General features: G+C 67.9%; 24 protein-coding genes. 11 read left to right on the top strand and 13 right to left on the bottom strand.

Annotated features, from left to right (window positions below; translation table 11 throughout):
- Positions 1–317 precede the first annotated feature (317 nt).
- From HFP48_RS02225 to HFP48_RS02195, 7 genes are read right to left on the bottom strand one after another with little or no spacing between them, the layout of a single operon-like run.
- Positions 318–776 (bottom strand): thioesterase family protein, encoded by a 459-nt coding sequence (locus HFP48_RS02225; RefSeq protein ID WP_065923146.1) that lies wholly within the window; start codon positions 774–776, stop codon positions 318–320.
- Complete coding sequence (locus HFP48_RS02220; RefSeq protein ID WP_050034436.1) at positions 763–1,917, bottom strand: CaiB/BaiF CoA-transferase family protein; 1,155 nt, start codon at positions 1,915–1,917, stop codon at positions 763–765. The genes HFP48_RS02225 and HFP48_RS02220 overlap by 14 nt, the downstream gene beginning before the upstream one ends.
- 4 nt (positions 1,918–1,921) lie before the next feature.
- Entirely contained in the window at positions 1,922–2,710 is a 789-nt protein-coding gene (locus HFP48_RS02215) for an enoyl-CoA hydratase-related protein (RefSeq protein ID WP_050034435.1), read from the bottom strand.
- A gap of 16 nt (positions 2,711–2,726) precedes the next feature.
- Positions 2,727–3,884 carry an acyl-CoA dehydrogenase family protein gene (locus tag HFP48_RS02210; RefSeq protein ID WP_050034434.1) on the bottom strand — a complete coding sequence of 386 codons (1,158 nt, stop codon included), beginning with the start codon at positions 3,882–3,884 and terminating at the stop codon, positions 2,727–2,729.
- 25 nt (positions 3,885–3,909) lie between these two features.
- Positions 3,910–5,436 (bottom strand): long-chain fatty acid--CoA ligase, encoded by a 1,527-nt coding sequence (locus HFP48_RS02205; protein ID WP_050034433.1) that lies wholly within the window; start codon positions 5,434–5,436, stop codon positions 3,910–3,912.
- 13 nt (positions 5,437–5,449) lie between these two features.
- Complete coding sequence (locus HFP48_RS02200) at positions 5,450–6,334, bottom strand: SDR family NAD(P)-dependent oxidoreductase (RefSeq protein ID WP_050034432.1); 885 nt, start codon at positions 6,332–6,334, stop codon at positions 5,450–5,452.
- An 8-nt stretch (positions 6,335–6,342) separates the two neighbouring features.
- Positions 6,343–7,296, bottom strand: coding sequence for an acyl-CoA thioesterase domain-containing protein (locus tag HFP48_RS02195; RefSeq protein ID WP_198163329.1), 954 nt, complete (start codon positions 7,294–7,296; stop codon positions 6,343–6,345).
- Positions 7,297–7,512: 216 nt separating this feature from the next.
- Between HFP48_RS02195 and HFP48_RS02190 the strand changes: the two genes are divergently transcribed.
- From HFP48_RS02190 to HFP48_RS02165, 6 genes are read left to right on the top strand one after another with little or no spacing between them, the layout of a single operon-like run.
- Complete coding sequence (locus HFP48_RS02190; RefSeq protein ID WP_065923147.1) at positions 7,513–8,700, top strand: lipid-transfer protein; 1,188 nt, start codon at positions 7,513–7,515, stop codon at positions 8,698–8,700.
- 1 nt (position 8,701) lies between these two features.
- Positions 8,702–9,160, top strand: a complete 459-nt coding sequence (locus HFP48_RS02185) for a MaoC family dehydratase N-terminal domain-containing protein (protein WP_050034429.1) — start codon at positions 8,702–8,704, stop codon at positions 9,158–9,160.
- Entirely contained in the window at positions 9,157–9,558 is a 402-nt protein-coding gene (locus tag HFP48_RS02180; protein WP_050034428.1) for a MaoC/PaaZ C-terminal domain-containing protein, read from the top strand. The genes HFP48_RS02185 and HFP48_RS02180 overlap by 4 nt, the downstream gene beginning before the upstream one ends.
- Before the next feature lie 37 nt (positions 9,559–9,595).
- Complete coding sequence (locus HFP48_RS02175) at positions 9,596–10,399, top strand: SDR family oxidoreductase (RefSeq protein WP_050034427.1); 804 nt, start codon at positions 9,596–9,598, stop codon at positions 10,397–10,399.
- Positions 10,399–11,565, top strand: a complete 1,167-nt coding sequence (locus HFP48_RS02170; protein WP_050036245.1) for a thiolase family protein — start codon at positions 10,399–10,401, stop codon at positions 11,563–11,565. The genes HFP48_RS02175 and HFP48_RS02170 overlap by 1 nt, the downstream gene beginning before the upstream one ends.
- Before the next feature lie 26 nt (positions 11,566–11,591).
- Positions 11,592–12,389: an enoyl-CoA hydratase-related protein gene (locus HFP48_RS02165; protein WP_050034426.1), complete on the top strand. Its 798-nt coding sequence runs from the start codon at positions 11,592–11,594 to the stop codon at positions 12,387–12,389.
- Between the two features lie 148 nt (positions 12,390–12,537).
- On the opposite strand, the gene HFP48_RS02160 is transcribed toward HFP48_RS02165, so the two are convergent.
- Both HFP48_RS02160 and HFP48_RS02155 read right to left on the bottom strand, forming a co-directional pair.
- Positions 12,538–12,780, bottom strand: a complete 243-nt coding sequence (locus HFP48_RS02160; RefSeq protein ID WP_168578951.1) for a hypothetical protein — start codon at positions 12,778–12,780, stop codon at positions 12,538–12,540.
- Positions 12,781–12,785: 5 nt separating this feature from the next.
- The gene (locus HFP48_RS02155; protein ID WP_168578950.1) at positions 12,786–13,112 is read right to left on the bottom strand and encodes a hypothetical protein; all 327 of its coding nucleotides are present in this window, start codon (positions 13,110–13,112) and stop codon (positions 12,786–12,788) included.
- 141 nt (positions 13,113–13,253) lie between these two features.
- Between HFP48_RS02155 and HFP48_RS02150 the strand changes: the two genes are divergently transcribed.
- The 5 genes from HFP48_RS02150 to HFP48_RS02130 all read left to right on the top strand — a co-directional run bounded on the left by HFP48_RS02150 (position 13,254) and on the right by HFP48_RS02130 (position 18,497).
- Positions 13,254–13,454 carry a hypothetical protein gene (locus HFP48_RS02150; protein ID WP_168578949.1) on the top strand — a complete coding sequence of 67 codons (201 nt, stop codon included), beginning with the start codon at positions 13,254–13,256 and terminating at the stop codon, positions 13,452–13,454.
- Between the two features lie 345 nt (positions 13,455–13,799).
- Positions 13,800–14,558 carry an ABC transporter permease gene (locus HFP48_RS02145; protein WP_231772108.1) on the top strand — a complete coding sequence of 253 codons (759 nt, stop codon included), beginning with the start codon at positions 13,800–13,802 and terminating at the stop codon, positions 14,556–14,558.
- Positions 14,559–14,577: 19 nt separating this feature from the next.
- Positions 14,578–15,375: an ABC transporter ATP-binding protein gene (locus HFP48_RS02140; protein WP_168578948.1), complete on the top strand. Its 798-nt coding sequence runs from the start codon at positions 14,578–14,580 to the stop codon at positions 15,373–15,375.
- Positions 15,376–15,416: 41 nt separating this feature from the next.
- The gene (locus tag HFP48_RS02135) at positions 15,417–16,385 is read left to right on the top strand and encodes an ABC transporter substrate-binding protein (RefSeq protein ID WP_050034423.1); all 969 of its coding nucleotides are present in this window, start codon (positions 15,417–15,419) and stop codon (positions 16,383–16,385) included.
- A gap of 471 nt (positions 16,386–16,856) precedes the next feature.
- Positions 16,857–18,497 carry a thiamine pyrophosphate-binding protein gene (locus HFP48_RS02130; protein WP_065923150.1) on the top strand — a complete coding sequence of 547 codons (1,641 nt, stop codon included), beginning with the start codon at positions 16,857–16,859 and terminating at the stop codon, positions 18,495–18,497.
- 358 nt (positions 18,498–18,855) lie between these two features.
- Here HFP48_RS02130 and HFP48_RS02125 read toward each other — a convergent pair whose 3' ends face one another.
- The 4 genes from HFP48_RS02125 to HFP48_RS02110 form a co-directional block, all read right to left on the bottom strand.
- The gene (locus HFP48_RS02125) at positions 18,856–20,052 is read right to left on the bottom strand and encodes a TetR/AcrR family transcriptional regulator (protein ID WP_065923151.1); all 1,197 of its coding nucleotides are present in this window, start codon (positions 20,050–20,052) and stop codon (positions 18,856–18,858) included.
- A gap of 852 nt (positions 20,053–20,904) precedes the next feature.
- A complete protein-coding gene (locus HFP48_RS02120; protein WP_050034420.1) occupies positions 20,905–21,288 on the bottom strand; it encodes an OB-fold domain-containing protein in 384 nt (127 codons plus the stop codon).
- Positions 21,285–22,025 (bottom strand): alpha/beta hydrolase, encoded by a 741-nt coding sequence (locus HFP48_RS02115; RefSeq protein WP_168578947.1) that lies wholly within the window; start codon positions 22,023–22,025, stop codon positions 21,285–21,287. Before HFP48_RS02115 ends, HFP48_RS02120 begins: the two co-directional genes overlap by 4 nt.
- A gap of 856 nt (positions 22,026–22,881) precedes the next feature.
- Positions 22,882–26,166 (bottom strand): protein kinase, encoded by a 3,285-nt coding sequence (locus tag HFP48_RS02110; protein WP_168578946.1) that lies wholly within the window; start codon positions 26,164–26,166, stop codon positions 22,882–22,884.
- Positions 26,167–26,331: the final 165 nt, after the last annotated feature.

Below are 26,331 nucleotides of genomic sequence, written 5' to 3'. Positions count from 1 at the left end.
AAACGGTGCAGGCAACCGGCGACTGTCCGGGGCTTCGCCCGGAACCCCGGTGCTGAGAGCGTCCGCGATACGAGTCACCAGACGACAACGCAACTCTTCCCCGACACCCTCGCCGAATTCAGTGAGCACCCATAGAGCCGCTCGCCGGTCGGAAGGGTCCGGTTCACGACCTACGAGGTCTCCGGTACCCGAGGTTTGCTTGATCGCTCACGCGAGTACCGGAGACCACACTCATTTCAATTGTCACCACACGCCGACAAGACTCCATCTTCGCTGCGGCGCCATTCTCGAAACACTCCCCAGGCCAACGGCGGTCGCTACTGGGGAATGACGCTACCTGTGAATTGTCCGCCGATTTCACACGGGATCGGCCACGGTTTGCCGGTCTCCAGGTCGACGAGCACGATGACCGCCTCGGCGGTCACCGCCGGCTCGGCGTCGGCCGAGGTGCGGATCGCGCTACCGAGGCGGAAGGACGTCGTGCCGACCGCGGACACCCACACGTCGACGAGGAACGGCTCGGCTTGGTACCAGAGTTCGTCGCGGTACTCGATGTCCTGCCGGCGCACCAGGTGCTGAATGTGGCTCGGCACCAGGTCGAGCAGCCCGCCTGGGGCGTGCGGCGTCACCGGGTGTCCGAGGAACGTGTGCCGCGCCTCTTCGATGATCCGCATCGACGCGACGTTGTCGACATGGCCGGTCGAACCCAGATCGTCGTACCGGACTGCGACGGGGACGGACGTCCCCCGTACCGCGGTGAGCTCAGGCGACGACACCGGCGGCCCGCAGTTCGTCGATCCGCTCCGGTAGGACACCCGCGGCCACAAGCACCGCGTCGGTGTCGGCACCGAGGACCGGGGCAGCGATCGGGCGCGGCAACGGCGTGCCGGAGAACCGCGGCGTCGGCGCCGGCTCGATGGTCCCTCCAGGACCTACGAGGAAGGTCTGGCGCGCCTGATTGTGCGGGTGGTGGGGCGCCTCGACCAGGTCGAGGACGGGCGAGAAGCTTGCGCCGCGACCAGCGAACAGCTGCGCCCACGTGTCGCGCTCGCGCTGGGCGAACAGGGCGGCGAGGGTCTTGCGCATCCGCGGCCACTCGGCACTGTCCTGCCGGTCGGCGAAGGTCGGGTCCTCGGCGAGGCCGAGGACGTCGAGCAACGCGGCGTAGGAGCGCTCGTCCCCGATGCCGAGGGCGACGTGGCGGTCGTCGACACAGCGGTAGACGCCGTAGCAGGGGCTGCCGCCGTCGATGCCGTTGGTACCGCGCTCGACGTTCCACCGGCCCGCGTTCCAGAAGTCGTACACCATCGCCATCATCGTGGCGCTGCCGTCGCACATGGCGGCGTCGACGACCTGGCCGCAGCCGCCGGCGCGGGCGTTCATCACGGCGCCGAGCACGCCGAGCGCCAGGAACATCCCACCACCCATGTCGCCGACCAGGTTGAGCGGCGGCAACGGCTCCTCGTGGGTCCCGATCGCCTCGAGCACGCCGGTGAGCGCGATGAAGTTGATGTCGTGACCGGGCTCCTGGGCCAGCGGTCCGTCCTGCCCCCAGCCTGTCATGCGGCCGTAGACGAGCGCGGGGTTGCAGGCGAACAGGTTGTCCGGCCCGAGACCCAGCCGCTCGGCCACCCCGGGGCGAAAGCCCTCGATGACCGCATCGACGCCGCGGGCGAGATCCAGCACGAGTCCGGCGCCGCGCCGGTCCTTGAGGTCGACCGTGATCGAACGCCGATTACGGTGCAGCACCGGGAACGGGTTGTTCCGGCCGGCCTCGCCGGGACGGTCGACGCGGATCACCTCGGCCCCCATGTCGCCGAGCAGCATGCCGGCGAAGGGCGCGGGACCGATGCCGCCCAGTTCGAGGACCCGGACGCCGGTGAGCGGGCCGCGGGAGGCGGCGGGATCGCAGTTCATCGGCTCAGCTCGCGAACTTCGGAGCGCGCTTCTCGACGAACGCCAGCCGTGCCTCCTCGGCGTCCGGAGACGCCAGGCAGGTCGCGAACTGCTCCGCCTCGAGCGGCAGGTAGTCGCCGAGCGACATGGTCGCGGCGGCCTTGAGGTTCCGCCGTACGGCGGTCAGCCCGCGCGGCGACTTCGCGGCGATCTGGGCGGCGATCTCGCGCACCCGTGCCGAAAGGTGTTCAGGCGGGAGCACTTCGTTGGCCAGTCCCCACTCGACGATCTCCGCGCCGCGGATCTTCGGCGACAGCAGCAGCAGCTCGGCGGCCTTGGCGGAGCCGAGCAGCCGGGAGAGCTGCCACGGCCCGCCGAGGTCGCCGCCGAAGGCGACGTTGACGAAGGCCGTGCTCATCACGGTCGTGGTCGCGACGTACCGCAGGTCGGCGTTGAGGGCGAGCGACATACCCGCGCCGGCGCAGCCGCCTTTGACCTCCGCGATCACGGGAGTGTTCATGTCGTGTAGCTGGGTGATCAGGCGGGTATAGCGCATCAGGCCGGCCCGGCCGAAGAGGTGATCTCCTGGGGGGTACGGCGCCGGGTCGGTGTCGGAGTTGTCACGACCCACGCAGAAGTGGTCCCCAGCGCTGGTGAGCACGACGACCCGGACGGACGGGTCCACCTCGGAGCGCTCGAGGGCGTCGAGCAGCCCGTCGGCCATCTCGATGGTGAAGGAATTGCGGCGCTCGGGACGGTTCATCGCGATAGTGGCGATGCCGCCCTCGATCGTGAACAGAACGGTGTCGGTCATGGGTTTCCCTCCGGGCCTAGAGGCCCATGTCCTTCGCGATGATGGTCTTCATGACCTCGGTGGATCCGCCGTAGATGCGGTTGACCCGCAGGTCGGTGAACATACGGGCGATGGCGTACTCCCGCATGTAGCCGTAACCGCCGTGAAGCTGGAGACACTTGTCGACCACCCGACCGGCCATCTCCGTGGTCTGCAGCTTGATGCGTGCCGCATCGGCAGGGGTGAGCTCGTGCGCGTCCTCGAGTTCGATGCCGCGGTCGACCAACGCCTGGCTCGTCTCGACCTCGACGTCGCACTCGGCGAGCACGAACTTGGTGTTCTGGAAGGCCGCCACCGGCTTGCCGAACACCTTGCGTTCCTGGACGTAGGCGCGCGTCATCTCCACGGCGGCGCGCGCGCGAGACACGGCGTCGACCCCGACGATGAGCCTCTCCCGCGGCAGGTTCTGCCCCAGGTAACTGAAGGCCATGCCCTCCTCACCGAGGAGGTTCTCGACCGGGACGTGCACGTCGGCGAACGACAGCTCGTTGGTGTCACTGGACTTGAGCCCGATCTTGTCGAGGTTGCGGCCGAACTCGAAGCCCTCGCTGTCGGTGGGCACCACGAGCAGACTCAGTCCGTTGCGGCGGTCGGTCTCGCTCGGCGCCGCGGTGCGGGCCACGACGACGCACAATTCGGAGTTGCGGGCGCCGGAGATGAACGTCTTCGCGCCATTGAGCACGTAGTGGCGCCCGTCGTCGGAGAGCCGTGCGGATGTGCGGATGCCGGCGAGATCGGAGCCTGTGCCCGGCTCGGTCATGGCGATGCACAGCAGGATGTCGCCCGACGCGATGCCCGGCAACCACCGCTGCTTCTGCTCGTCGGTGGCGAGGGTCAGCAGGTACGGCAACACCATGCCGGTGCTCAGTCCGTAGTGGCCCATGTGCACGCTCGCGCGGGCATTCTCCTCGGAAATGATCGCCTGATACTTGAAGCTCACCTCCCCCGGGCCGCCGTACACCTCGGGGATGCCGAAGCCGGTGACCCCGATCGCGCCCAGTTTGCGGAAGAAGTCCCGCGGCACGATGTGATCGTGTTCCCACTCCATGTAGTAGGGCGACAACTCGGCCGCGATGAAGTCGCGGATCATGACACGAAACGCCTCGTGGTCGGCGTCGTAGATCTTGCGTTGCACCTGAAGTTCTCCTGGGTCGTTCGGCTCAGTCGGCCGCGATGGTGGCGCGCAGCTCGCGCTTGAGGATCTTGCCGACGCCGCTCATCGGCATCTCGCCGATGATCGACATGCTGCGTGGCGCCTTGTAGCTGGCGATCCGCTCCTTGACGAAGGCCCGGACCTCCTCGATCGAGGTCGTGTGCCCAGGGCGCAGCACCAGGACGGCGTGCACCCGCTCGCCCCAGTCCGGGTCGGGGATTCCGATCACGGCGCACGAAGCGACGGCGGGATGGTCGGCGAGCACGTTCTCGACCTCGGCGGAGTACACGTTCTCGCCGCCGGTGATGATCATGTCCTTGAGCCGGTCCGCGATCCAGAGATAGCCGTCCTCGTCGAGATAGCCGCCGTCGCCGGTTTGGAACCAGCCGTCCTTGAACGCGGCGGCGGTTTCGTCGGGCTTGTTCCAGTAACCGATCATCAGGTGTCCGCCCCGGGTGACGATCTGGCCGACCGTGCCCGGCGGCACCGGGTTCCCGTCCGGGTCCACGACGTCGAGCTCGACGATCGGGGTCGCTCGTCCGACCGACCCGAGCTTGCGGCCGGCCCGGTGGTCGGGCCCGTTGAGCATGGTGAGGCACCCGGCCTCGGTCATGCCGTAGACGTGGACGAGCTGGGTCTGCGGAAGGTTCTTCATGACCAGTTCGAGCAGGCTGTCGGGGGTCCCGGAGGCGCCGTACCCGATGAACTCCAGGCTGCTGAGGTCGTACGACGCGAAGTCGGGATGCTCGCAGATCCGCTGGATCATCGTCGGCACCAGCGCACAGCCGGTGACCCGGTGCTCCTGGATCGTGCGCATCGCGTTCTCGGGCGAGAACGTCGGCACAAAGACGAGCTTGCCACCGAGCAGCTGCTGCGAGTACCACCCCAGCAGAGCCCCGATGTGGAAGAGCGGACCGGTCAGCATGGTGACGCCCCCCGCACGGACCGCCGCCCCGGACATCTGGTAGCTGAGCAGACCGGTGAGAAACGAGCGATGGGTGATCATCACGCCCTTGGCGTGGCCCGTAGTGCCGCCGGTGTAAAGGATGAACGCGAGGTCGTCGCCCGACCGGTGCGCGTCCGCAATCGGCTCGGCCCCCTCGATCAGCTCGTCGTGGACCAGCGTGCCCTGAGGCGCCTCGCCGCGGCCGACGTACACGATCGCTTCGAGGCCGGGCACCTGCTCGCGCAGCACCGGGACCATAGCGGCGAACGCCTCGTCGACGAAGACGACCTTGGTGCCCGAGTCGTTGAGCGCGTAGGTGATCTCGGTGGCGGACCAGCGCGTGTTGAGCGGGCTCGGTACCGCACCCGCCCACCAGCTCGCGAAGAACACCTCGTGGTGCCGGTCGGAGTTGAGCGCGACAATCGAGACCCGGTCGTTGTCACCGACGCCGAGTGTTCGCAGCGCGCCCGCGAGCCGGGCGACCCTCTTGGCCGACTGCGTCGAGGTGAACGCACGGTCGGCGTCGACGGTCAGAATGTCATCGCCCCAGTAGCGGACCGCGCGGTGCAGGGCGTGGGTGAGGTACATGGGGTCAGTCCCTTCAGCTCATGATCTTCGGTCGTTCGACGTCCAACGCGCGCGGGAACGAAGGATTCTCCATCACCTCGGCGAGCTCGGCGACGCTCCAGCCGTGGTCAGCGTTGACAACGTGCCCGAGCGAGAAACCTTGGTAGAGACCGACATGCCCGCCGGTGACGGAGAAGATCTGCCCGGTGAAGGGACAGTCGGCCTTCGTGAGGTAGGCGACCAGCGAAGAGGTGTTGCGCGGGTGGAACTTGTCGAACGCGTCCTCGTCCTCGGGTGCGGCGACCGCCGCGGCGAGGCCGGGCGAGGAGGTGACCATCGCGGTCCGGGCAGCGGGCGAGATCGCGTTGGCGCGAACGCCGTACCGGCCGAGCTCGGCGACCGCGAGCAACACTTGCGCAGCGAGACCCGCCTTGGCCGCAGCGTAGTTCCACTGGCCGACGTTGCCGTGCAGACCCGCGGCCGACGTGGTGTTGACGATCGAGCGGTCGGCCGAACGGCCCGCCTTGCCCTCCGCGCGCCAGTGCCGTGCCGCCGCCCGGGTCACCGAGAATGCGCCCTTGAGGTGGACGTCGACGACGAGGTCGAAGTCCTCCTCGGACATGTTCCAGACCATCGCGTCGCGGACGATACCCGCATTGTTCACAATCGCGTGCAGGTCTCCGAATGCGTGGACCGCGGCCTCGACCAGCCGCTCCCCGGTCGCCATCTCTGCCACGCTGCCGGCAACGCCGACCGCCTCGCCTCCGGCGGCGATGATCTCCGCCACGACGTCGGCCGGGTCGGACAGGTCGTTGACGACGATCCGCGCCCCCTCCTGCGCCATGAGGAGCGCGTGCTCACGGCCGATGCCGCCACCTGCGCCGGTCACGATTGCGACTCGGCCGTCGAGTTGTCCCATGCGTTGATTCACCTTTCGTCATTACTGTCGGGAAGAAGCCTGACCACCGACTCCTGAGTAGCACTGGCGACCATGGTCCCGTCCGGACTCCAGAACGTGCCCTGGTTGAACCCCCGACAAGACGCGATGCTGGTGCTCGTCTGACGCAGCAGCAGCCAGTCGTCGGCACGCAGCGGCCGGTGGAACCAGACCGCGTGGTCGATCGACGCCAATCCCACCCGGCCGTGCTCGCGACGCAGGGGGTACATCACCTCGTGCTCGATCGCCGAAGACTGCGCGAGCGTGGCATCGGCGAGGTACGTCAGCGCGCAGGCGTGGACGAGTGGGTCGTCCGGGAGGGGGCCACGCGACCGCAGCCAGACGTCCTGGCGGACGGTGCCGTCGGCCTCCGGCGCGGTGGGCCCGGCCGGTCGCGGCACGATCCGTACCTCGACCGCGCCGGCGTACACCGCCTGGGCGTGCGCCTCGGGGTGCAGCGCGCTCCACACGTCGTACACGTCGGGGGCGGTGTCGGGCGCGGGTACGACGGGTGCGACCAGTTGCCGCTCGGGGCCGGCTCCAGGCCGGACGAACGAGGCGGTCAGCACGAAGATCTCGGCGCCGTCCTGGACTGCGGCAACCTGGCGCGCGCTGTAGCTGCGGCCGTCGCGGCTGCGGCCGACGTGGTACTCGATGACCCGGTCCGGCCGGCCCTCGCGCAGGAAGTAGCCGTGCAGCGAGTGGGCGACACGACCAGCGTCGACGGTCGCGCCCGCGGCCGCAAGCGCCTGGGCGGCAACCTGTCCCCCCATCACCCGCTGGGGAGCACCCGCGTGACCGAAGCCGTGGAAGATGTCCGTGCCATGCGGCCGAACCGCGACGAGGTCGGCCAGCGGCGTACCGACCGCGACGACTTCGTTCGCATCGGGGCTGTCTATCGGAGCCGACGCGACCACCTTCGTCCGGACAACCTGTTCGGTCACGGCACCCCCTCTTCTCGTCACTGACGACCCGCCGTCGTCATCTCCCATGTCTAGTCAAACGATAGTTCACTTCATGGTGTCAATGTCAAGACCGCCCCTCGAAATCGAAACTCGGCCGGCCGGACTCGGGAGCCACGTCGCCCGACCCATCCCCGACCTCGCTTGACAGTATGCGAACCGTACTGGAAAGTGAATCTACGTTAGAGAAGGAGACTGATGAACTCTCGAGTCCTCATCGCCGGCGTGGGCATGGTTCCTTTCACCAAACCCAGCGCTGGCGCCAAATACGACGAAATAGGCGCCGCTGCTGCAGCTGCGGCCCTCGAAGACGCGGGGCTGAGTTACGACCAGGTCGGCCAGGTCTACGCCGGATATGTGTACGGCGACTCGACTTCTGGTCAGCGAGTCGTCTACCAGCTCGGCATGACCCGAATCCCAGTGCTCAACGTCAACAACAACTGCGCGTCCGGATCCTCGGCGCTGTGGCTCGCCCGCCAGGCGGTCGCCAACGGCGCAACCGAGTGTGCGCTCACAATCGGCTTCGAGCAGATGCCCCCGGGCGCGCTCACCGCCAAGTGGAACGATCGGCCTGCTCCGCTGTCGGCGTTCATGTCCGCCCTCGAGGACGTCTACCCTGTCGACCCCGCGCTGCCGATGACACCGCAGTACTTCGCGGCCGCAGCACAGGAGTACCTCGACACCACCGACTCCACCGTCGAGACCCTGGCCGCCGTCGCCGTCAAGGCACGCACGCACGCACGCACCAACCCCCGCGCCGTCTTCCGTGACCCGATCACCCCCGAGGACGTGCTCTCCTCCCCCACGGTCGCCGGCACGCTGACGCGGTTGCAGTGCTGCCCGCCCACCTCCGGCGCGGCTGCCGCGGTCGTGTGCACCGAGGAGTTCGCCCGCAAGCACGGGCTCGATGCTCGGGTCGCGATCACAGCGCAGGCGCTGGAGTCCGACGACGAGGGCCTCTTCGACAGTCCGAGCGCGATCGCTCTCGTGGGGTCGGGCGTGACCCGCCGTACCGCCGACCGCGTCTACGCCGAGGCCGGTGTCGACCCCGCCGACATCGACGTCGTGGAGCTGCACGACTGCTTCACCATCAACGAGATACTCACCTATGAGGGGCTCGGCCTCTGCGAGCCCGGTGGTGCCGCGAAGTTCATTGCGGACGGTGACAACACCTACGGCGGCCGGGTGGTCACCAACCCGTCCGGTGGGCTGCTCTCCAAGGGCCATCCCCTCGGCGCGACCGGCCTGGCCCAGATCGCCGAGATCACTTGGCAGTTGCGCGGTTCCGCCGGCGACCGGCAGGTGCCGGGTGCCCGACTCGGCCTGCAGCACAATCTGGGCCTCGGCACGGCCGGCGTCGTGACGATCCTCGAAAGGCTCTCCTGACATGAAGATCATCGACCGCTCCATCGTCGGCTCCCGCACCGAGGAGTTCACCACGTCCGCCGAGCGTGGACGGCTCCGCTTCTTCGCCGAAGCGACGGCCCAGAGCGACCCGGTCTACACAGACCTGAGCGCCGCGAAGGCAGCAGGCCACCCGGATCTCCCGATCCCACCGACGTTCTTCTTCTGCCTGGAGATGGACAACCCGAACAGACACGTCTTCCTCGCGAACCTCGGCGTCGACGTGCGCACGATCCTCCACGGCGGCCAGAAGTTCACCTACCACGCTCCCGCTCACGCCGGCGACGTGCTGACCTATTGGACCGAGGTCGCCGACGTGTCGAGCAAGAAGGGCGGTGCGCTGCAGTTCATCGTCCGCAACACCCACGTCAGCCGCGCCGGCGAACCGGTCGCAACGCTCACCAGCACGATCGTCGTGCGTGACCCCAAGGCGGCGTCATGACCTCCCCGACCACCCACCTCGCCCCCGGCCAGGAACTGACCCTCGCGTGCCCGCGGATCACCCGCACCACGCTCGCCCTCTACGCAGGCGCGTCCGGAGACCACAACCCGGTGCACATCGACATCGACGCCTGCCGCGCCGTCGGCATCGACGACGTCTTCGCCCACGGGATGCTGTCGATGGCCTATCTCGGCCGGCTGCTCACCGACCACTGGCCCCAGGAGCAGATCGTCTCCTTCGAAGTCCGCTTCAGCGCGATCACCCCGGTCAACAGCGAGCCGACGTGCACCGGCACGATCACCAAGGTCGAGGACGGCGTGGCCCACCTCCATCTCACGGTGGCCCTGCCCGACGGGACCGTCACGCTGCGCGGCGCGGCCGTTGTGCGGCTCGCCTGAATTCCCCAGATACCACTCCCCGCAAGGAAGAACTGACATGCCCACACTGCAGGACAAGGTCGCGCTCGTCACCGGCTCCGGTCGCGGTATCGGTCGCGCCGTCGCACTCAAGCTTGCCGCCGAGGGTGCGAAGATCGTCGTCAACGACCTGGACGAGGCGCCCGCCAAGGAGACCGTCGAAGACATCATCGGCGCGGGCGGCCAGGCCGTCGCATGCGTCGGCTCGGTTACCGCGCCCGACTTCGCCCAGCGCTTCGTCGACACGGCGATCGAGAGCTTCGGCGGACTCGACATCATCGTCAACAACGCTGGCTATATCAGGGACAACGTCATCCAGCGGATGACCGACGAACAGTGGGACGGCGTCATCGAGATGCACCTGACTGCGCCGTTCAAGATCCTGCGGGCGGCCGCGCCGTACATCAAGTCGAACCCGACCGACTACCACCGCAAGGTCGTCAATGTCTCGTCGGTCTCCGGGGTCTTCGGCAACGTGGGCCAGGCCAACTACGCCGCCGCCAAGTCCGGCGTCATCGGCTTGACCAAGACCCTTGCCAAGGAGTGGGGCCGCTACAAGGTCAACGTCAACGCCGTCGCCTTCGGATTCATCCTGACCCGGATGACCGAGGCCGTCGCCAGTGAGGACACGGTGGTCGAGATCGAGGGCCGCAAGATGCGGGTCGGCGTCAGCCAGGCCGCGATGGACTCTGTGAAGAAGACCAGTCCGCTCGGCCGCCCGGGCACGCCCGAAGAGGCGGCCGGTGCGATCTACGCCCTGTGCCTGCAGGAGATGAACTACGTCTCCGGTCAGTGCGTCACCGTCGATGCGGGTGCCCGATGATGCGCGACGCGGTCATCGTCGAGGCCGTCCGGACGCCGGTCGGGAGGCGCAACGGCTCGCTCTCCCGACAGCACGCGGCGGATCTGTCCGCCCATGTCCTCGACGCGCTGACCGAGCGCACAGGGCTCGAGCCCGAACTCGTGGACGACGTGGTCTGGGGTTGTGCGATCCCGATCGGCATGCAGAGCGGAGGCATCGGCCGCGCCTCGGTGCTCGCGGCAGGGTGGCCCGAGTCGGTCCCGGCCGTGACGGTCGAGCGCCAGTGCGGCTCGTCGCAACAGGCCGTGCACCAAGCCGCGGCCGGCGTCATCGCGGGACAGTACGACATCGCGGTGGCCGGTGGCGTCGAGATCATGAGCGCCGTGCCGGCACAGGCGGCGCTCGGCGACGGCTCGTTCGGCGAGCCGTTCGGCCCCTCGGTGCTGAAGCGCTACAACGGCGTCCGCTTCCACCAGGGCGTCGGGGCGCAGATGATCGCCGACGAATACGGCCTCACCCGCACCGACCTCGACCAGCACGCGCTCGACTCCCACGCTCGGGCCGCGCGAGCGATCGACGAGGGACGATTCAAGAACCAGATCGCTCCGGTCGAGGTCCTCGACGAGGACGGCACGACGCGGCTCTTCGACACCGACGAGGGCGTCCGCCGCGGCTCCACGCTCGAGAAGCTCGCTGCACTCAGGCCCGCCTTCGGGGAGGACGGCGTCATCACCGCCGGCAACGCTTCGCAGATCTCCGACGGCTCGGCGGCGCTGCTCATCACGACCAGCGAGATCGCGAAGCAGCGCGGCTGGCGTCCGCTCGTGCGCATCCACACCGCTGTGGTCGCGGGCACCGATCCGATCACCATGCTCAAGGGCCCGATTCCCGCCACCCGTCGTGCGCTGGCAAAGGCCGGCCTGAGCATCGACGACATCGGTGTCTTCGAGATCAACGAGGCCTTCGCGCCCGTCACCCTCGCGTGGCAGCGCGAGACCGGGGCGTCGTACGAGCTGATGAACCCGAACGGCGGCGCGATGGCCATCGGTCACCCGATCGGCGGCTCCGGCGCCCGGCTCATGACCACGATGGTGCACCACATGGTCGACCACAACATCCGCTACGGGCTCCAGTCGATGTGCGAGGGCGGCGGCATGGCCAACGCCACGATCCTCGAGCGCCTCTGAACCCGACCGACAAGGAGAACACTGCCATGGACAAGCTTCACCACTACGCGTTCGACAACCTTGTCGCCACCCGGCACGGCGCGGTCCTCGAGGTCCGCATCAACCGGCCCGACGACTTCAACGCGATCAACCACGCCACCCATCGCGACCTGATCCGGCTGTGGCGCGAGCTGCGTCGCGACACCTCGGTACGTGCCGTTGTCCTGACGGGCAACGGGAAGGCCTTCTCCGCCGGCGGCAACCTCAAGGGGCCGCGGATGTCGGCGGGCCAGGAGCTCGACGACTTCTTCCTCGACGCACGCTCGATCGTCGTAGACCTGCTCGAGGTGCCGCAGCCGATCATCGCCGCCATCAACGGTCCGGCGATCGGTCTGGGCGCAACCATTGCCCTGCTCTGCGACGTCACCTATGCCTCGCGCACCGCCGTCATCGCCGATCCCCACGTCAACGTGGGCGTCGTCGCCGGCGACGGCGGTGCGATCGTCTGGCCCTGGCTGGTCGGCATGGCCAGGACCAAGGAGTACTTCCTCACCGGCGACAAGATCGACGCCGTCGAGGCCGAGCGGATCGGCCTGGTCAACCACGTCGTCGACCCCGAGGAACTTCTCGACGCCGCGCACGCATTCGCGCAGCGGGTGGCCAATGGGCACACTCGGGCCATCCAGGGCACCAAGCAGGTCCTCAACGCGGTCCTGCGCGACACCGCCCATACTGTGCTCGACCTGGCGCTGTCGGTGGAAAAGGAGTGCTTCGCCTCGGGTGACCACGCCCGCGCGGTCGAGCAGTTCTTCGCCCAGCGCGACACGGCAAAGAAGGGTGCCTGAGCCGCGGGTGAAAAAGCCGAAAGGCCGGGGAGCTCGCGCTCTTCCCGGCTCCGGGCGCTCATCTGCTCAGACCGGCAAGTGCGCGGCATCGATCCGCTTCGGAATGCCCAGGACGCCGTGCCCGAGCCGCCGGAGCGGTTCGCGCTGCTCAGTGTTCGCCACCGGTAGGCGGTGTCGCCGAGCGGTCCAGGGCCTCCACATCGGCCGGGCTCAAGTCGTCCCGGCCGGCGACAAGCAGCACCGTCCACTCGTTGACGTAGTCCTGCGGCGCCCGTCGGATCGGTGCGCCCTCCTCCCCCGGCACGTGGACAATCTCGGTCGTCAACGCCGGGCAGCCCCGCTCGGCGAGCAGACGTACGGCGGCGGCCAGCGGTGCCGCGCGCCGTGACACAGCGCTCAGCCCGCCAGGTGCCGGGTGCACCGACGCCGCGGGGAACAAGCGGGAAATCTCGGCCACCGTGAGGACTGCAGCGACAAGAGCTGCCGGCCGTGCTCGCGGTCCAGCTTGGCCCGCTCGAAGGCGCGGGCGCTGGGCAGCACCGCCTGGACAGCCCAGGTCAGGGCGTCGGCCTGGGCTTCGGTCGGGTCGGTGCGAGTCCTGGCCAGGGCGGACCACAACGGCTGTGGCGCGGCGAGATGGCGATCGGTGAGCTTCGCCCGCGTCTCCGGATCGACGAAGGAACTGCTGCGCTGCCACAGGGGGTCGACACGATCGGGGCGCAAGAGTGCCCTGGCCGCCCCGTCGAGCAGCGTCGTCAGCTCCGTCGCCCCGGAGCCCCATTCGCGCTGATCGATCTCGAGCTCGATGACGGCACCAGCAGTTCCAACTTTCCGCGGAAGTGGCGGTAGGGAGCCGGACCGGTAATGCTCACCTCGGCCGCGATGTCGGTGACCGAAATGTCCGTGGAAGCCCTTGTGCTCGAACTATCGCGCGGCCGCCGCGACGATCAGCTGCCTGCGATTGCGCGGGCGACGCTGCGCAGCGCCTTCGGACATTGCTGGCCCTCTCCTGACGGAACGCCGGTCGGCGAAGCGACATTGTTACCAGTCGTTCGAATGCGATGACGTTGTCGGCGACGCATGCATTGCCCGTAGCCCACTGAAGTTCGCAACGGAAATCCCTCAAAGTTAACTGTAGGACAGCAAAAGTGACCTGACTGTACACAAGTCACGGTACTCATAACCAGTATTGACGACTTCGTCACACCCAGGCAAAGTAAGTGATGACTTGATCACCAGTGAATTCTCACTCCGGCGCAGAAGCGCCGGCCCGCCATAGCTGAGGAGACCGTCTTGTCGCCGATCACTGCTAGCGAGCAGCCGACACATCGCCGGGACGACATGCCCCCGGTCGCGGACGCCCCCATACCGATGAAAGGCCGGCGACCACGCGCACGTACATCAAGGACGATGCTGCTCGTCCGAGGAGCACAACTCGCGCTCGTCGTCCTCTGGCTCGGCGCGTGGGACCTGACCGCGCGCAACCAGTGGATCACCCCTGTCCTTGCCAAGTCGCCGAAACAGTCGTGGGACTACTTCGTCAACGCCGTCGAGAACGGCGAGCTCTGGTCCAACGGTCAAGCCACGATGCTCGCCGTCGTCATCGCCTGGGCCCTCGCCAGCGGCGTCGGCGTCGTCGTCGGCATCACGCTGGGCCTCCTGCCCACTTTCGAGCGCATTCTCGCCCCGTTCCTCGACGCAGCCAACGCGATGCCCCGCATCGCCCTCGCACCCTTCTTCATCGTCGCCTTCGGCATCGGCACCCAGGCCAAGGTGGCACTGGCCAGCACACTCGTGTTCTTCATCGTGCTGTCGGCCTCTCGGGCCGGTGTCCGATCGGCCGACGCCGAATGGCTGCGCCTGTCGGCGGTTCTCGGCGCAAAGAAGCGCCACCTGTTCTGGAAGGTCATGCTGCCGGTTGCAACCCCCGCGATCATCGCCTCCCTGCGACTCGGCCTGATCTACGCGCTACTGGGCGTCGTCGGCTCCGAACTCATCGCCGCCGAAAACGGCCTCGGCCAGCTGATCGCCCAGTACTCGTCCCTGTTCCAACTAGAGGCGGTTTACGCGATCTTGATCCTGCTCGCCGTCATCGCCGTCGTCCTGAACCAAGTCATGGGAGCCACCGAGAGGCGACTCCTCCGCTGGCAGCCCCCAGCCGACCACTGATCCCGAGGAGATGACCGCCATGACCCACTCCACTCTCAGCGCCGACGCCGCGAACGTCCCGCCCTTCGACACGATGATCCGTCTCCGCCGGGCACAGGTCACCTTCACCAAGCCGGAGGGCGGGACGCGAACGGTCCTGCACGACATCGACCTCGACGTCACGTCCGGCCAGTTCGTCGCCCTGGTCGGACGCAGCGGCTGCGGCAAGACCACTCTGCTCAACATGATCGCCGCCTTGGTCGAGCCGTCATCCGGCAAGATCGAGGTCCACGGCACCAGCCCCCGCGAGGCCCGCCCCCACCTGGGCTTCATGCTCGCCCGCGACGCGCTGCTCCCGTGGCGCTCCGCCCAGGGCAACGTCGAATACGGTCTCGAACTGCGCGGTGTCGACCGCGCCACCCGCCGCCGGGTCGCCCACGACTGGCTGAGCCGGGTCCACCTCGGCGGCTCCGAACGGCTGTGGCCGTGGCAGCTCTCCCAGGGCATGCGCCAACGCGTCGCCCTCGCCCGTACATGGGCCCTCGACCCCGACGTCCTACTGATGGACGAACCCTTCGCAGCGCTCGACGCCCGGACCCGGATCGCGGTCCAGCAGGAGTTCCTCGAGCTGTGGCAGTCAGGACCCCAGCGCACGGTCGTCTTCGTCACCCACGACCTGGGTGAGGCGATCGCCCTCGCCGACCGCGTCGTTCTCCTCGGCGAGGGCCGGATCCTCGACGACGTCGAGGTCGGCATCGAACGGCCGCGGGACCTGGAGAGCGTAGCTGCACACCCGCGCTACCAGGAACTGTACGAACGATTCCGCAAATCCCTCTGAATCACCTCCAGACCCCGCGAATTCAGGAGATCTACACACCGATGAAGAAGAAGTTCCTGTCTCTGTGCGGCGCACTCGCACTGCTCGCCGGAGCCGCAGCGTGCGGCTCGAACGAGACCGCGGGCGCCAACCCGAACGTGATCAATGTCGGTTCGTTCCCCGGCACGATCTATACCTACCCACTTTCCGTCGCCGAGAAGAAGAGTTTCTTCACGGACCAGGATCTGAACGTGAAACTGATCGAGGGCAAGTCCGGGCCGGAGATCTTGTCCGCGATGATCGGCGGCAGCACACAAGTCATCTTCGGCCAGCCCGGCGCCATCGTCCCGGCCGGCGCCGAGGGCCAGGAGCTCAGGATCCTCGGCCCCTATTCGCGCGGCCGAGTCGTCATGGTGGCGACCGAGGAGTCCGGCATCACCTCGCTCAACGACCTTCCCGGCAAGAGATTCGCGGTCCCGCAGCGCGGCGACTCCAACGAGCAACGGACCTTGAGCGTGCTCGCGGAGTACGGCATCGACGGCAAGGAAGTCACCTTCATCGGCACCGGTACGCCGGCCACAACCGCCGCAGCCATTGCCAACGGCCAGGCCGACGCGAGCGTCCTCGGCCTGACGACCTACGAGTCGCTACTCGCCAAGGGTTCCAAGCTCCGCATCATCGCCGATTCCGCCGAGGGCACGATGGGCGAACGCGGCAGGAACGACGTGACCGGCATGTTCGCCACTACGAAGCAGTTCTGGAGCGAGAACCCCGACACGATCGGCAAGTTCTGCCGGGCGATGAAGTCCTCGATCGAGTGGATCGTCGACGAGGAGAATGCCGACGAGGCGACCAAGATCCTCGTCGACTGGACCGGTCTGCCCGAGGACGCCGCCCGCGCCGTCTGGGAGAGCGAGCGCGACACCTGGTCTATGGACCTGAGCAAGGAGCTCTGGGACGCCAACGTCGCCTACGTCGACCCGACGATCGACCCGAATTACGGCGCCATCGTCACCAACGGCTGCCCCTGAGGCCACACCCTGCCCTGCCCGGGCGGGCCCGGACCACTCGTGGCCGGCCCGCCCGGCGTCAGCCCCCAACCACATCTCCCTATTTCACTCATGAAGCCGGCACCCACCGACAACGGCGATCTGTCGCGCCTGCGCCCCCTCGTTCAGATCGCCACGGCGGTTCCTGACCGGGGTCACGTTTCACAGCCGGGACCCCAGTGCGCCCCTGATCTGACGCGAGTACGGTGCCGCGTACTCCCATGCAGCCGCCGGACCGGCGGCACTGGGCGCGCCGCACGGGGATTAGATCGACTAGCGGACGATCGCGTCGGCATGGCCCCGAGGCCAGCGCGCAACGTCGACAACTGCACCTCGGGATCCTCCACGAACCACGTCGCACAGCGCGGAGACCTCACGGGCACGGCCGTTCACATCGACGACGGCTTCCGTCCCGTCATCTGACCAGTACACACCGATCCCGGAGGAAACCCCATGAAGACCTATCAACTTGCGGCCCTGGCCCTGTCCGAGCTCGGGGTCGGCACCGTCTTCGGACTCATGGGCGACGCCAACCTCGCGTATCTCGGTGACTTCGTGGAGAACCACGGCGGCGAGTTCGTCGCAGCCGTGGCCGAAGGTGGTGCGGTGTCGATGGCAGACGGCTACGCCCGCATGACCGGTGGTGTCGGCGTCGCGTCGGTCACGCACGGCCCGGCCGTCACGAACTGCACGACCGCCCTGGTCGAGGCGGTGCGCTCGCGCAGCGCAGTGCTGCTGCTGACCGGCAGCACCCCGGACGTGCGCGACCACTTCCAGGACTTCGACCTCGAAGGGTTCGCCCGGCTCGCCGGTGCCGAGTACCGCCGGGTGCGCCAGGCCGCCGCGGTCGGGGCGGATATCGCCGAAGCGCTTTCGCGCGTCGCTACCACCCGGACTCCCCTCGTGCTCGACCTGCCCTACGACCTGCTCGAGGTCGCGGCAACCGGTGAGTCGCCGCGCGCGGTGCCCTCACCGCCGGTACCCGGAGCGCCCGCCGCCGACCTCGTCGACGACGCGCTCGCCGCGTTGCTCGGCAGCGCACGCCCGCTCATCCTCGCGGGCCGCGGCGCGGTCGGCTCCGGCGCCCGCGACGACATCCTGCGCCTGGCGCGGGCCCTCGACGCGCCGGTGATGACAACGCTACTCGCGAAGGACCTGTTCGCCGGCGAACCCGAGAACCTCGGTATACACGGTTCGCTGTCGCACGCGGTGGCGATCGAGGAGCTCGGCCGGATCGACTGCGTGCTTGTCGTCGGCGCCGCCCTCTCGTCGTTCACAACCGACAACACGGCGCTGCTGGCCGGCAAATTCGTCATCCAGATCGACGACCGGTCCGATGCGTTCGGGCGGTTCGCGCCGGTGGATCTGCCGATTACGGGTGACGCTGCGAAGGTGATGCACGCACTGTGCAAGCGGCTGGCCGAGGCCGACGCTCCGGCACCGTCCGGTCGCCGCGTCACGCAGCTCGCCGAAGCCGTGCGCGCCCTCGAGCAGAAGGGCTACCACAGCATCTCCGGGGGCGGCACCGTCGACATGCGAGATGCGATGGCCCGACTCGCCGCGCTACTCCCGCCAGGGTCGCAGGTCGTCACCGATATCGGACGCTTCTCGACCGCGGCGTGGAAGTACCTGCCAGTCGAGCCGGGGCGGTTCACCGTTCCTGGTGCGTTCGGCTCGATCGGGCTGGGTATCGCGACTGCGGTGGGCGCTGCGGCGAGTCACCGCGATGCGCCGACGGTCTGCGTGGTCGGGGATGGCGGCGCGATGATGGGACTGACGGAGTTGAGCACTGCGGTCCGGCATCACCTGCCCGTTGTACTCGTCGTGCTCGACGATCATTGCTACGGCGCCGAGTACCTCAAGCTCGCGGGTCTCGGCTTGAAGCCCGCGCACTCGGAGGTCGAATGGCCGGGGTTCGCGGAGACGGCGCGCGCACTCGGCGCCCGCGCGGTGACGGTGCGCGAAATCGACGAGTTCGCACAGGTCGCGGCGCTGATCGAGAAGGGGAACTATCCGCTGGTTGTCGAGGTCAAGGCAGACCCCGCGCGGCGTCGCCCCCACGTGGCCACGGCCGCCGCAGGACGTGCGCATTGATACGGGACGGTTCCATACGGGACGCAGACTGAGTGCCCGTGGGTCGAACTCATCGGAGGAGCCCGGCATCCGGCAGCTTCTGCCTCCTGTGTGAATTGACGCTCGAACTCCAGTGGGCTGATCGTCCCCCGGCTCGAATGACGCCGACGGTTGTTCACCTGTTCGATCATGTCCCCGACTCGGACTGGTGAGCTCGTCCGCCGGCCCGCAGAACTCGAGTGCGATGTAGTCCGTGACGATGGGTCACCTCGGTGCCGTCAGCGGTTTCGTCGTTCCGGTGCGATGCCGGTCAACCCAGTGCGCAGAGTGAGGGCCTATGACAACTGATCTGTCCAACGACCATGTGGGTGCGGGTCGCCTACTGGTGTCCCGACGGAACCGCCGGACCGGCAAGCCCCAGGACGGCCCGGCCCACACGGTTCAGCTGGTTCCCCACATCCCCGGGTTCCCCACGAAGCTGTCTCCGCATCCGGTTGATGACGGACTGAGCGGTCCGTGCCAGAGCCTCGGCCTCCGCCGCCGCGAGATCGGGGCGAACCCGGATCAACAGCGCAACCCATTCGCTGGCGTAGTCGTGCTGAAGGCGCCGGATAGCGGCACGCTCGTCCGCCGGTACGTTGACGACTTCGGTGAGCAATGCACTCAACGCGTCTCCGTGTTCGACGTTGATCCGAACGAAGGACGTCAGCGCAGAGTCGAGGGCGCGGGCGGGATCATCCGTAGCCGACAACGCCCCGGAGACATCGAAGTACAGCGCGTCGAGACAACGGGTGATCACCGTGACGAGGATCGCCGACTTCCCGGAAAAATGATGGTAGAGAGTCGGTCCGGTAATCCCTGCCGCAGCGCCGATGTCGTCCATCCCCACGGCCTGATAACCACGTTCGGCGAACAAGGTCACCGCCGCCTCGAGGATCGCTTCCCGGCGCGATGCCGGCATGATCCGACCGCGCGCACCACCACGCGCGGTTGCTCGTTCGACAACGCCTAGGTCCGTCATCTCGCACACCGCCGAAGCGGCCTTGGTCATCAGCATTCGTGCTCGACCAGAATCGAGTTTGTTTCGGCTGAACAACCGATTGCTGCTCAGTACGGCATGAGCGCCCGCTACCAGCAGCTCTACCGCAGGTCCGGCGAGACCGGGCCTGGCCGTCTGTATCGCCTCGTGCAGCGGGGCGATCGCCTTCTGGTAGCGGTCGCGTAGTTCAGCGCTCACTGACGGTTCGAGGTACGCCTGATTTCGTTCCCACAGCGCGCTTGGGCGATTCTGTGCCAGCGACTTACCCGCGGCGTACTCCAGCAACTCCTGGAGCCCCGGTTGTGGTGCACCATAGGCCGCCTCGAGTCCCTCGATCTCGAATTCCACCGCAGCAGCAAGAAGATCCTGCTTACCTCGGAAATGGCGATACAACGCCGGGCCGGTAATACCGACATCGGCCGCGATTTCCGCAATCGCGGCATCATGAAAGCCCCGCCGCTCGAACTGCTTCGCCGCAGCCGCAACGATGAGTTGCTTGCGGTTGCGTGGCCGACGCTGTACGGCAACCTCGGTCATGCTCCGCTCCTCTCATCCAGGCGCTGCACTCAAGGAATCCCACGGCGACGTGCACCCCGGGTACTTGCCCCCAGCTCCGCCGACCCTCCAGCAACCGAAACCGTCGTCTTTCACCGTCATGTTAGCAGCTGTTCGGGACTATTCCGGATGCCAGGACCGCGCCGGCCGGGAGCCTCCAGGTACGTCGTCCCGAGATCGACGTATGAACCAGCACCATGCGGCATCGCTGTGCCACCCCAGGGTCGGCTTCGACGGGCCGCTCGATGAAGCCGACGCGGACTGCGGCCGGCTCGAGCGACGGGATCGGGTCAGCGAGACGGAGGACACGCAGAGGATGCCTCGCAGACCCGGCGAGTGCCCCGCGGAAGTCCGTTCAGAGCGTCACCGACATTCCTGACGGGCCTTCCGCGGCCGCGGCACGGACTCTCGCCGCGGCAGAGTTGACGATGAGGTCGCCGTACGTCTGGGATACCGCGGGGCCGGATGCGTTCGATTGCTCGGATCTCGCGTAGTTGGCGTACCTGCTCGGCAAGTCCGGATCTCGGTTCCAGAGCAGGGCCACTCCACCGGAACATTCACGATGGCGATGAGAACGAATATCGGTCGGCCGCCATGTCCGGACTGTCGGCACCACGCCCACGGCGCTCGTACCTTACATACCCGCGTGTGCTTTTCGCTCCGGAAAGGGAATTGCTGCGACCAACGGCCGAGGCGATGCGTGTCCGATCCGGGTCGACCACCAGTCAGGAAAGAGGAAGCAACGACACGGACTTCGGCGAAAAATGTCCACCTTTGGTCCTGCTCCCATTGTTGTTTTCCAGCAGTGTTTTCAGGCTGAGCCGGAAGCGGCCGTCACAAGCAATCGCGGGGTGCGAAGACCGGGAATCTCTCGCCTGGCTGCGTGTACCGGAACCGCACCCGCACCGGCCGATCGGAAGAGACCGGAACGTCGCCGTCGATCCACGAATAGACCCAGGGACCCTCGTCGAGTGCGACGATGGCGATGATCGACGGGCAGGGCGCGCCGCACACCGGGTCGGGGGTGCGATCGACGACCCGGCACGAGACGATCACTCCCGCGCCGGCCGAGGAGATGGGTTCGAGAGTGCGGGCGCCGCACGAGGGACAGCACCCGGTCAGGGGTGCGAGCACCGCGGCGCAGCCCTGGCACTTCCAGATGACGAGTTTGCCGAATCGGGTGGTCTCGCGCCCGCGACGGGCGAGACCGGCGCTCACGACGCCACCTCGGTGTGGAGCCGGTCCAAGGCGGTGCGCATCGTGTGCCCGAAACACTCCGGGTCGGTGATCGGCCACCCGTGTCCGCCCGCGACGGTGAACACCGGCGGTCCCCCCAGGCCCGCGCGGAGCGATTCGACGCTCGCCCACGGGACCAGGCGGTCGCCCCGGCTCCACACCAGCGCTACCGGTAGACGTCGTTGCGCGAGCCGGTGCAGCTCAGCGGTCAGGTCCCCACCCCGGGCGGTGGGGTCCGTGCTCCCCACGCTTCCCGGATCACCGACGTCGTGGCGACTGGTAGTGGTGGGACGAGTCCGTGTGGTCGAGGCGAGCATCCGCAGCGACAGCGCGTCCCCCAGAGCCTCAGCGCCCCGCTCCCACAGGGGTCCGTCACCGAGCGGGGGCGTCGCACCATTGACGTCCGGCCACGCTCCTGCCCCGACGGAATTGACGAGAACCAGTCGCACTATCCGATCCGGCAGATCATGGGCGGCCCGGATCGCCAGCGCCCCGCCGAACGAGTGCCCGACCAAGGTCACCGGACCGACTCCGGCAGCGCCGAGAAACCGTCCGAGCCAGGCGGCGCAGTCCGCCACGGTCCGCTTGTCGAGTGGACGGTCCGGCACTCCGGCAAACCCGGGGATCGCCGGGGCGTAGACCCGACAGCTCCGGGCCAGCTGGGCCAAGGCGTGACGGTAGATCCAGGGCGTCAATCCCCATCCGGGAACGAAGACCACCGGCGATCCCCGCCCGAGAACGCCGCACACCTCCGCCCGGTCGTCGACGCGAACAGTGGACCAGTGGATCGCTGTGTGGTGACCGTGGGCTCGGGTCACCGGAGATCGGTGTCGGTAGGGCATCGGATGGACCTTCGGTCGAGCTGGTGAGACATGTCACACCATGGCCCGCCTGTCGGGGCCAGGCGACGGCCGTAATACCTAGCGACATACCTATTTTTTCAGAGGAAGGAAACTGGTCGGTACGAAACGAAGGCCGACGGCCGCACCCCGACATACCTTTTCGCACCGCCCGATCGTCACTAGGGGCGGAGTCATCGGACTCCGTGTCCGCCAAAGTGACGATTGTCGCGACATGACCAACACCGAAAGCGATTATTTCACAGCACTATTCTGTGTCGATTGCAATCATTCACGACAGTGGGGTGCAAAGTTCACCGTCGAATGCTGCAGAAGTTGCCGCTCACACATCCCTTCCGCGGCACAGGCCGGTGCATACCGATCGGTCCTTACAAAAGCTGGGAAGCGGGGTGTCCGGGACGGTCAGGTACTACCGGGCCGCCCACGCAACGCACCTGCGAGTTCCGCGACTTCCTCGAGACTGGGCGAGTACTCCGACCCGGAAAGAAGTTGTATGTGGTGATCAACGACTTCAGTGTGAGGCTCCGCGCTCCTTCGCGCTGGACGGACCTGTTCACCGAGGCCATGCGGACCACACGCCGCCATCGCTCCTACACGCTGGCGAAACCCCGCGCCGATCTGAAGACGAATTGTCCCGCCCCAACGATCCTGGACCGTTTGACATCCTCCCCGGCCTGAAGGCCGAGGATTCCTACCAGCGCCAGTGGCGCTCTCCTTAGTCGTGCGTCTGCTCGGTGACCCAAGCCGCGACCTGGGCCCGGGAGGTGAATCCGAGTTTGGCCAGGATGTGCTCCACATGGCCTTGTGCCGTGCGAGGGGAGATCACCAGGCGACGGGCGATGGCCTGATTCGTCAGGCCTTCGCCGATCAGGTCGGCGACTTGGCGTTCCCTCTTGGTCAGTCGCGCCGACGCATCGGTGCCGGGCGGGGAGTCGACTGGCGGGTGCTCGCGCAAGGCGTAGGCGATGGCCGCGTCGAAGCCGAATTGCTCACCTTGGCGGTAGGCCGCGCTGAAGGCGTCGCCCCCGAGCTTCTGCCGGGTCTTGCGGGCACATTCTTCGTGGTAAGCAACCAGATGGGAGTGAATGATCGGGGAACTGCCGATCGCCTGCGCCAACCCGTCCGCAGCTCCCATCAGAACCGCGGCCCGACGTGCATCGCGTTGGTCGACGCTGATCCAGGCCAGCGCCTCGAGGGAGGCTGCAACGATGTGGGGGCTGCGCACCTGCCGGGACAGCTCCAGTGATTCCTCGAGAAATTGCGCCGAACGACTTGTATTACCCTGCTGCCACAGGATAATTCCCAAGGCCCACAGCGCATACGATCGATGCACCGTCTCGCCGTGCGTTGTCGTGATCGCGAGGACCCGCTCATGGCATTCGAGTGCCTCCTCTCTCAGGCCGGACAGCCCATAGGCCGTCCCCAGTGCGGTCAGCGCAGTCACCTCGAGCGTCCGATCGCCGCGTTCACTGAACTGTGCAAGTGCGGATTCGAGGTGAGAACGGGCATGTTCGAAATCACCGCTGAGGAGTCCGAGCCTTCCGTCGGCGAAGGAAACCAACGCGCGCACCAGGGGGTCGGTGGTCTGCGCGGCGAGCGTGCGCGCGTGCTCGACGAGTGTGGTCCCGGCGTGGAAGTCGCCCTGGACGTTGGCCATTACGCTGGCACAGTAGAGCGCCCTGGCCCGTTCGAGGATGGGTGGGCCGTCCTGGCGGGCGAGCAGTTGGTCGTACCAGCGCCGCCCCTCGTTGTAGAGGCTCTGAGAACTCCAGAACGAGAACAGTGCGGCAGCGATGCGCAGTCCGGCGACGGGATCGTCCTTGACGCAGAATTCGAGTGCCTCGCGAATGTTCGGTTGTTCCCGCTTCAGGCGGGTGATCCAGTCGAGCTGGCGGGCGCTGATCCACTCGGCCTCCGCGTCGAGCGCCAACGCCTCGTACCAGTCCCGGTGCCGGCGACGCACGGCAATGTCCTCGCCGGACTGCTCGAGCTTCTCGACGCCGTAGTCGCGCAGCGTCTCGAGCATCCGGAACCGCACCACCGACCCGGCCTCCTCCCGGATCAGGATCGACTTGTCCACCAGGGCGGTCAGGGTGTCGAGCACCTCGCCCGCGGCCATATCTGCACCGCACACGTGCTCCGCGGCGTCGAGGTCGAAGCTGCCCGCGAACACCGCCACCCGACCCCACACCCGTTGCTCGACGGCGGTGCACAACTCGAAACTCCAGTCGATGCACCACCGCAGCGTCTGCTGCCGCGTCGGCGCACCCCGGCTGCCGCGGGTGAGCAGGGTGTAGCGGTCGGTGAGCCGCTCGAGGATCTGCTCGGGGGAGAGCGCCCGCAGCCGGGCCGCGGCCAGCTCGATCGGCAGGGGCAGCCCGTCGAGCCGGTGGCAGATCCGTGCCACCGTCGCCGCGTTGTCCTCGGTGAGCGCGAAACCGGGCACGGCGGCCGCGGCGCGTTCGGTGAACATTTTCACCGCCTCGTATCGGGGCAACGTCCGCATCGAGGGTGGCTGCTGTGGATCCGGGACCGTCAGCGGGGGGACGGCGAGCACCGCCTCTCCGCCGAGGACCAGGGGTTCGCGGCTGGTGGCCAGGATCCGCAGCCGAGGACACGTTCGCAGCAGCAGGTCGGCGAGGTCGGCGACCGCGTCGATCAGGTGCTCGCAGTTGTCGAGCACCACCAGCACCTGCCGCGGGGCGAGGAATTCGAGCAGCACTTCCTGCATCGGCCGCGCCGACTGGTCCCGCAGCCCCACTGCGGCGGCCACCGCGTCGAGCAGCGACGCGCGGTCGTGCAGCTCCCCGAGTTCGACCAGGCGCACCCCTTGGGCGTAGTCGCGCTGCACCGCCGCGGCGACGCGCATCGCCAGGCGGGTCTTGCCGACTCCGCCGATTCCGGTCAACGTCACCAGCCGGGAGCCGGTCAGGAGGTTCTTCGCCTCGGTGAGCTCGTGCCGGCGGCCGACGAAACTGGTCCGCTCCAAGGGCAGACTGCCCGTCGCGCCCGGTATGGCGGGTGCCGTGGTCCGGCGTCGGCCGCTCGGCACCGGCCCGGGGTCCCCGGCCTCCGAGTCGACCTCGGCCTCGGCGTCGGGTTCGGCGCGTAGGGCCATGTCGTCGACCGGGAGGTCGTGGTTGCGTTGCAGCTGCTGCAATTGGGTCCCGAAGGCGGCGGCGGTGGCCGGACGCCGACCGGGCTGGCGGGCCATCGCCCGGGCGATCGTGTCGGCCACGTCGTCGGGGATCCCGTGCTCGCGCAGATCGGGCACCGGTTGCGTGGTGATCCGCAGGAACTGCGCGACCACCTGCTCCCCGCTGCGGCGTTCGAACGCGGCGTGGCCGGTCAGCGCACTGAACACGGTGGCGCCGAGTCCGTAGACGTCGGCGGCCGGACTCGGTGGATCACCGGCCAGCACCTCCGGCGCGGTGTAGGCGGGCGATCCGGTGACGGCGCCGGTGGCGGTCTCGAACCCCCCGGCGATGTGCGCGATGCCGAAGTCGGCCAGTTGCGGTTCGCCGTACTCGGTGAGCAGGATGTTCGCCGGTTTGACGTCGCGGTGCACGATGCCGAGCCGGTGCGCGGTCTCGAGCGCCCCGGCCATCTTCACCCCGAGCCGCAGGGCCTGATCCAGCGGCAGCGGTCCGCGGCGGCGGAGTCGCGCGTCCAGCGAATTTTGCGGGTGGTACGGCATCACCAGGTAGGGCCGGCCGCTGTCGGTGGTGCCGACCTGCAGGATGGGGACGATGTTCGGGTGCCCGGTCAGCCGCCCCATCGCCCGCTGCTCCCGGAGGAACCGTGCCCGGTTCTCCTCGTCGAGGTCGACGGTGAGTACCTTCACCGCCACCGTGCGATCCAGGTCCGCCTGGGTGCAGCGGTAGACCACGCCGAACCCGCCGCGGCCGATCTCCTCGACCTCGTCGAACCCGGCGTCGGCCAACTCCGCGGCGGGGGCCGGCGGGTACCGCTGCGTATCGCGCGGATCCCGGTCACCCATCGGTACGAGCTACTCACTCCGTCGACTCGCTACTCCCGTGCACCGGTCCCGACGGCACGACCAGCGCACGTTCCTCCATGACCCCACCTGGTGAGGCGTGGCCTCAGGATATCGCCGTATGCGGTCGACGTGGCCTTCGACCGCTCCGGAACTGCAAGACGAGGC

It is taken from the genome of Rhodococcus sp. DMU1 (assembly GCF_012272955.1).
GTDB classification, from domain to species: Bacteria; Actinomycetota; Actinomycetes; order Mycobacteriales; family Mycobacteriaceae; genus Rhodococcus; species Rhodococcus aetherivorans.
Note: the sequence above shows the minus strand (reverse complement) of the source record. Positions and strands in the feature narration are given on the sequence as shown.

What these genes read in the sequence shown, in the direction of transcription:
- HFP48_RS02125 (WP_065923151.1), bottom strand. Translation starts at nt 20,052, where the DNA reads ATGACCGAGGTTGCCGTACAGCGTCGGCCACGCAACCGCAAGCAACTC.
- HFP48_RS02110 (WP_168578946.1), bottom strand. Translation starts at nt 26,166, where the DNA reads ATGGGTGACCGGGATCCGCGCGATACGCAGCGGTACCCGCCGGCCCCC.
- HFP48_RS02205 (WP_050034433.1), bottom strand. Translation starts at nt 5,436, where the DNA reads ATGTACCTCACCCACGCCCTGCACCGCGCGGTCCGCTACTGGGGCGAT.
- HFP48_RS02150 (WP_168578949.1), top strand. Translation starts at nt 13,254, where the DNA reads ATGCTCACCTCGGCCGCGATGTCGGTGACCGAAATGTCCGTGGAAGCC.
- HFP48_RS02145 (WP_231772108.1), top strand. Translation starts at nt 13,800, where the DNA reads ATGCTGCTCGTCCGAGGAGCACAACTCGCGCTCGTCGTCCTCTGGCTC.
- HFP48_RS02215 (WP_050034435.1), bottom strand. Translation starts at nt 2,710, where the DNA reads ATGACCGACACCGTTCTGTTCACGATCGAGGGCGGCATCGCCACTATC.
- HFP48_RS02175 (WP_050034427.1), top strand. Translation starts at nt 9,596, where the DNA reads ATGCCCACACTGCAGGACAAGGTCGCGCTCGTCACCGGCTCCGGTCGC.
- HFP48_RS02220 (WP_050034436.1), bottom strand. Translation starts at nt 1,917, where the DNA reads ATGAACTGCGATCCCGCCGCCTCCCGCGGCCCGCTCACCGGCGTCCGG.
- HFP48_RS02185 (WP_050034429.1), top strand. Translation starts at nt 8,702, where the DNA reads ATGAAGATCATCGACCGCTCCATCGTCGGCTCCCGCACCGAGGAGTTC.
- HFP48_RS02190 (WP_065923147.1), top strand. Translation starts at nt 7,513, where the DNA reads ATGAACTCTCGAGTCCTCATCGCCGGCGTGGGCATGGTTCCTTTCACC.
- HFP48_RS02140 (WP_168578948.1), top strand. Translation starts at nt 14,578, where the DNA reads ATGACCCACTCCACTCTCAGCGCCGACGCCGCGAACGTCCCGCCCTTC.
- HFP48_RS02180 (WP_050034428.1), top strand. Translation starts at nt 9,157, where the DNA reads ATGACCTCCCCGACCACCCACCTCGCCCCCGGCCAGGAACTGACCCTC.
- HFP48_RS02165 (WP_050034426.1), top strand. Translation starts at nt 11,592, where the DNA reads ATGGACAAGCTTCACCACTACGCGTTCGACAACCTTGTCGCCACCCGG.
- HFP48_RS02135 (WP_050034423.1), top strand. Translation starts at nt 15,417, where the DNA reads ATGAAGAAGAAGTTCCTGTCTCTGTGCGGCGCACTCGCACTGCTCGCC.
- HFP48_RS02130 (WP_065923150.1), top strand. Translation starts at nt 16,857, where the DNA reads ATGAAGACCTATCAACTTGCGGCCCTGGCCCTGTCCGAGCTCGGGGTC.
- HFP48_RS02200 (WP_050034432.1), bottom strand. Translation starts at nt 6,334, where the DNA reads ATGGGACAACTCGACGGCCGAGTCGCAATCGTGACCGGCGCAGGTGGC.
- HFP48_RS02170 (WP_050036245.1), top strand. Translation starts at nt 10,399, where the DNA reads ATGCGCGACGCGGTCATCGTCGAGGCCGTCCGGACGCCGGTCGGGAGG.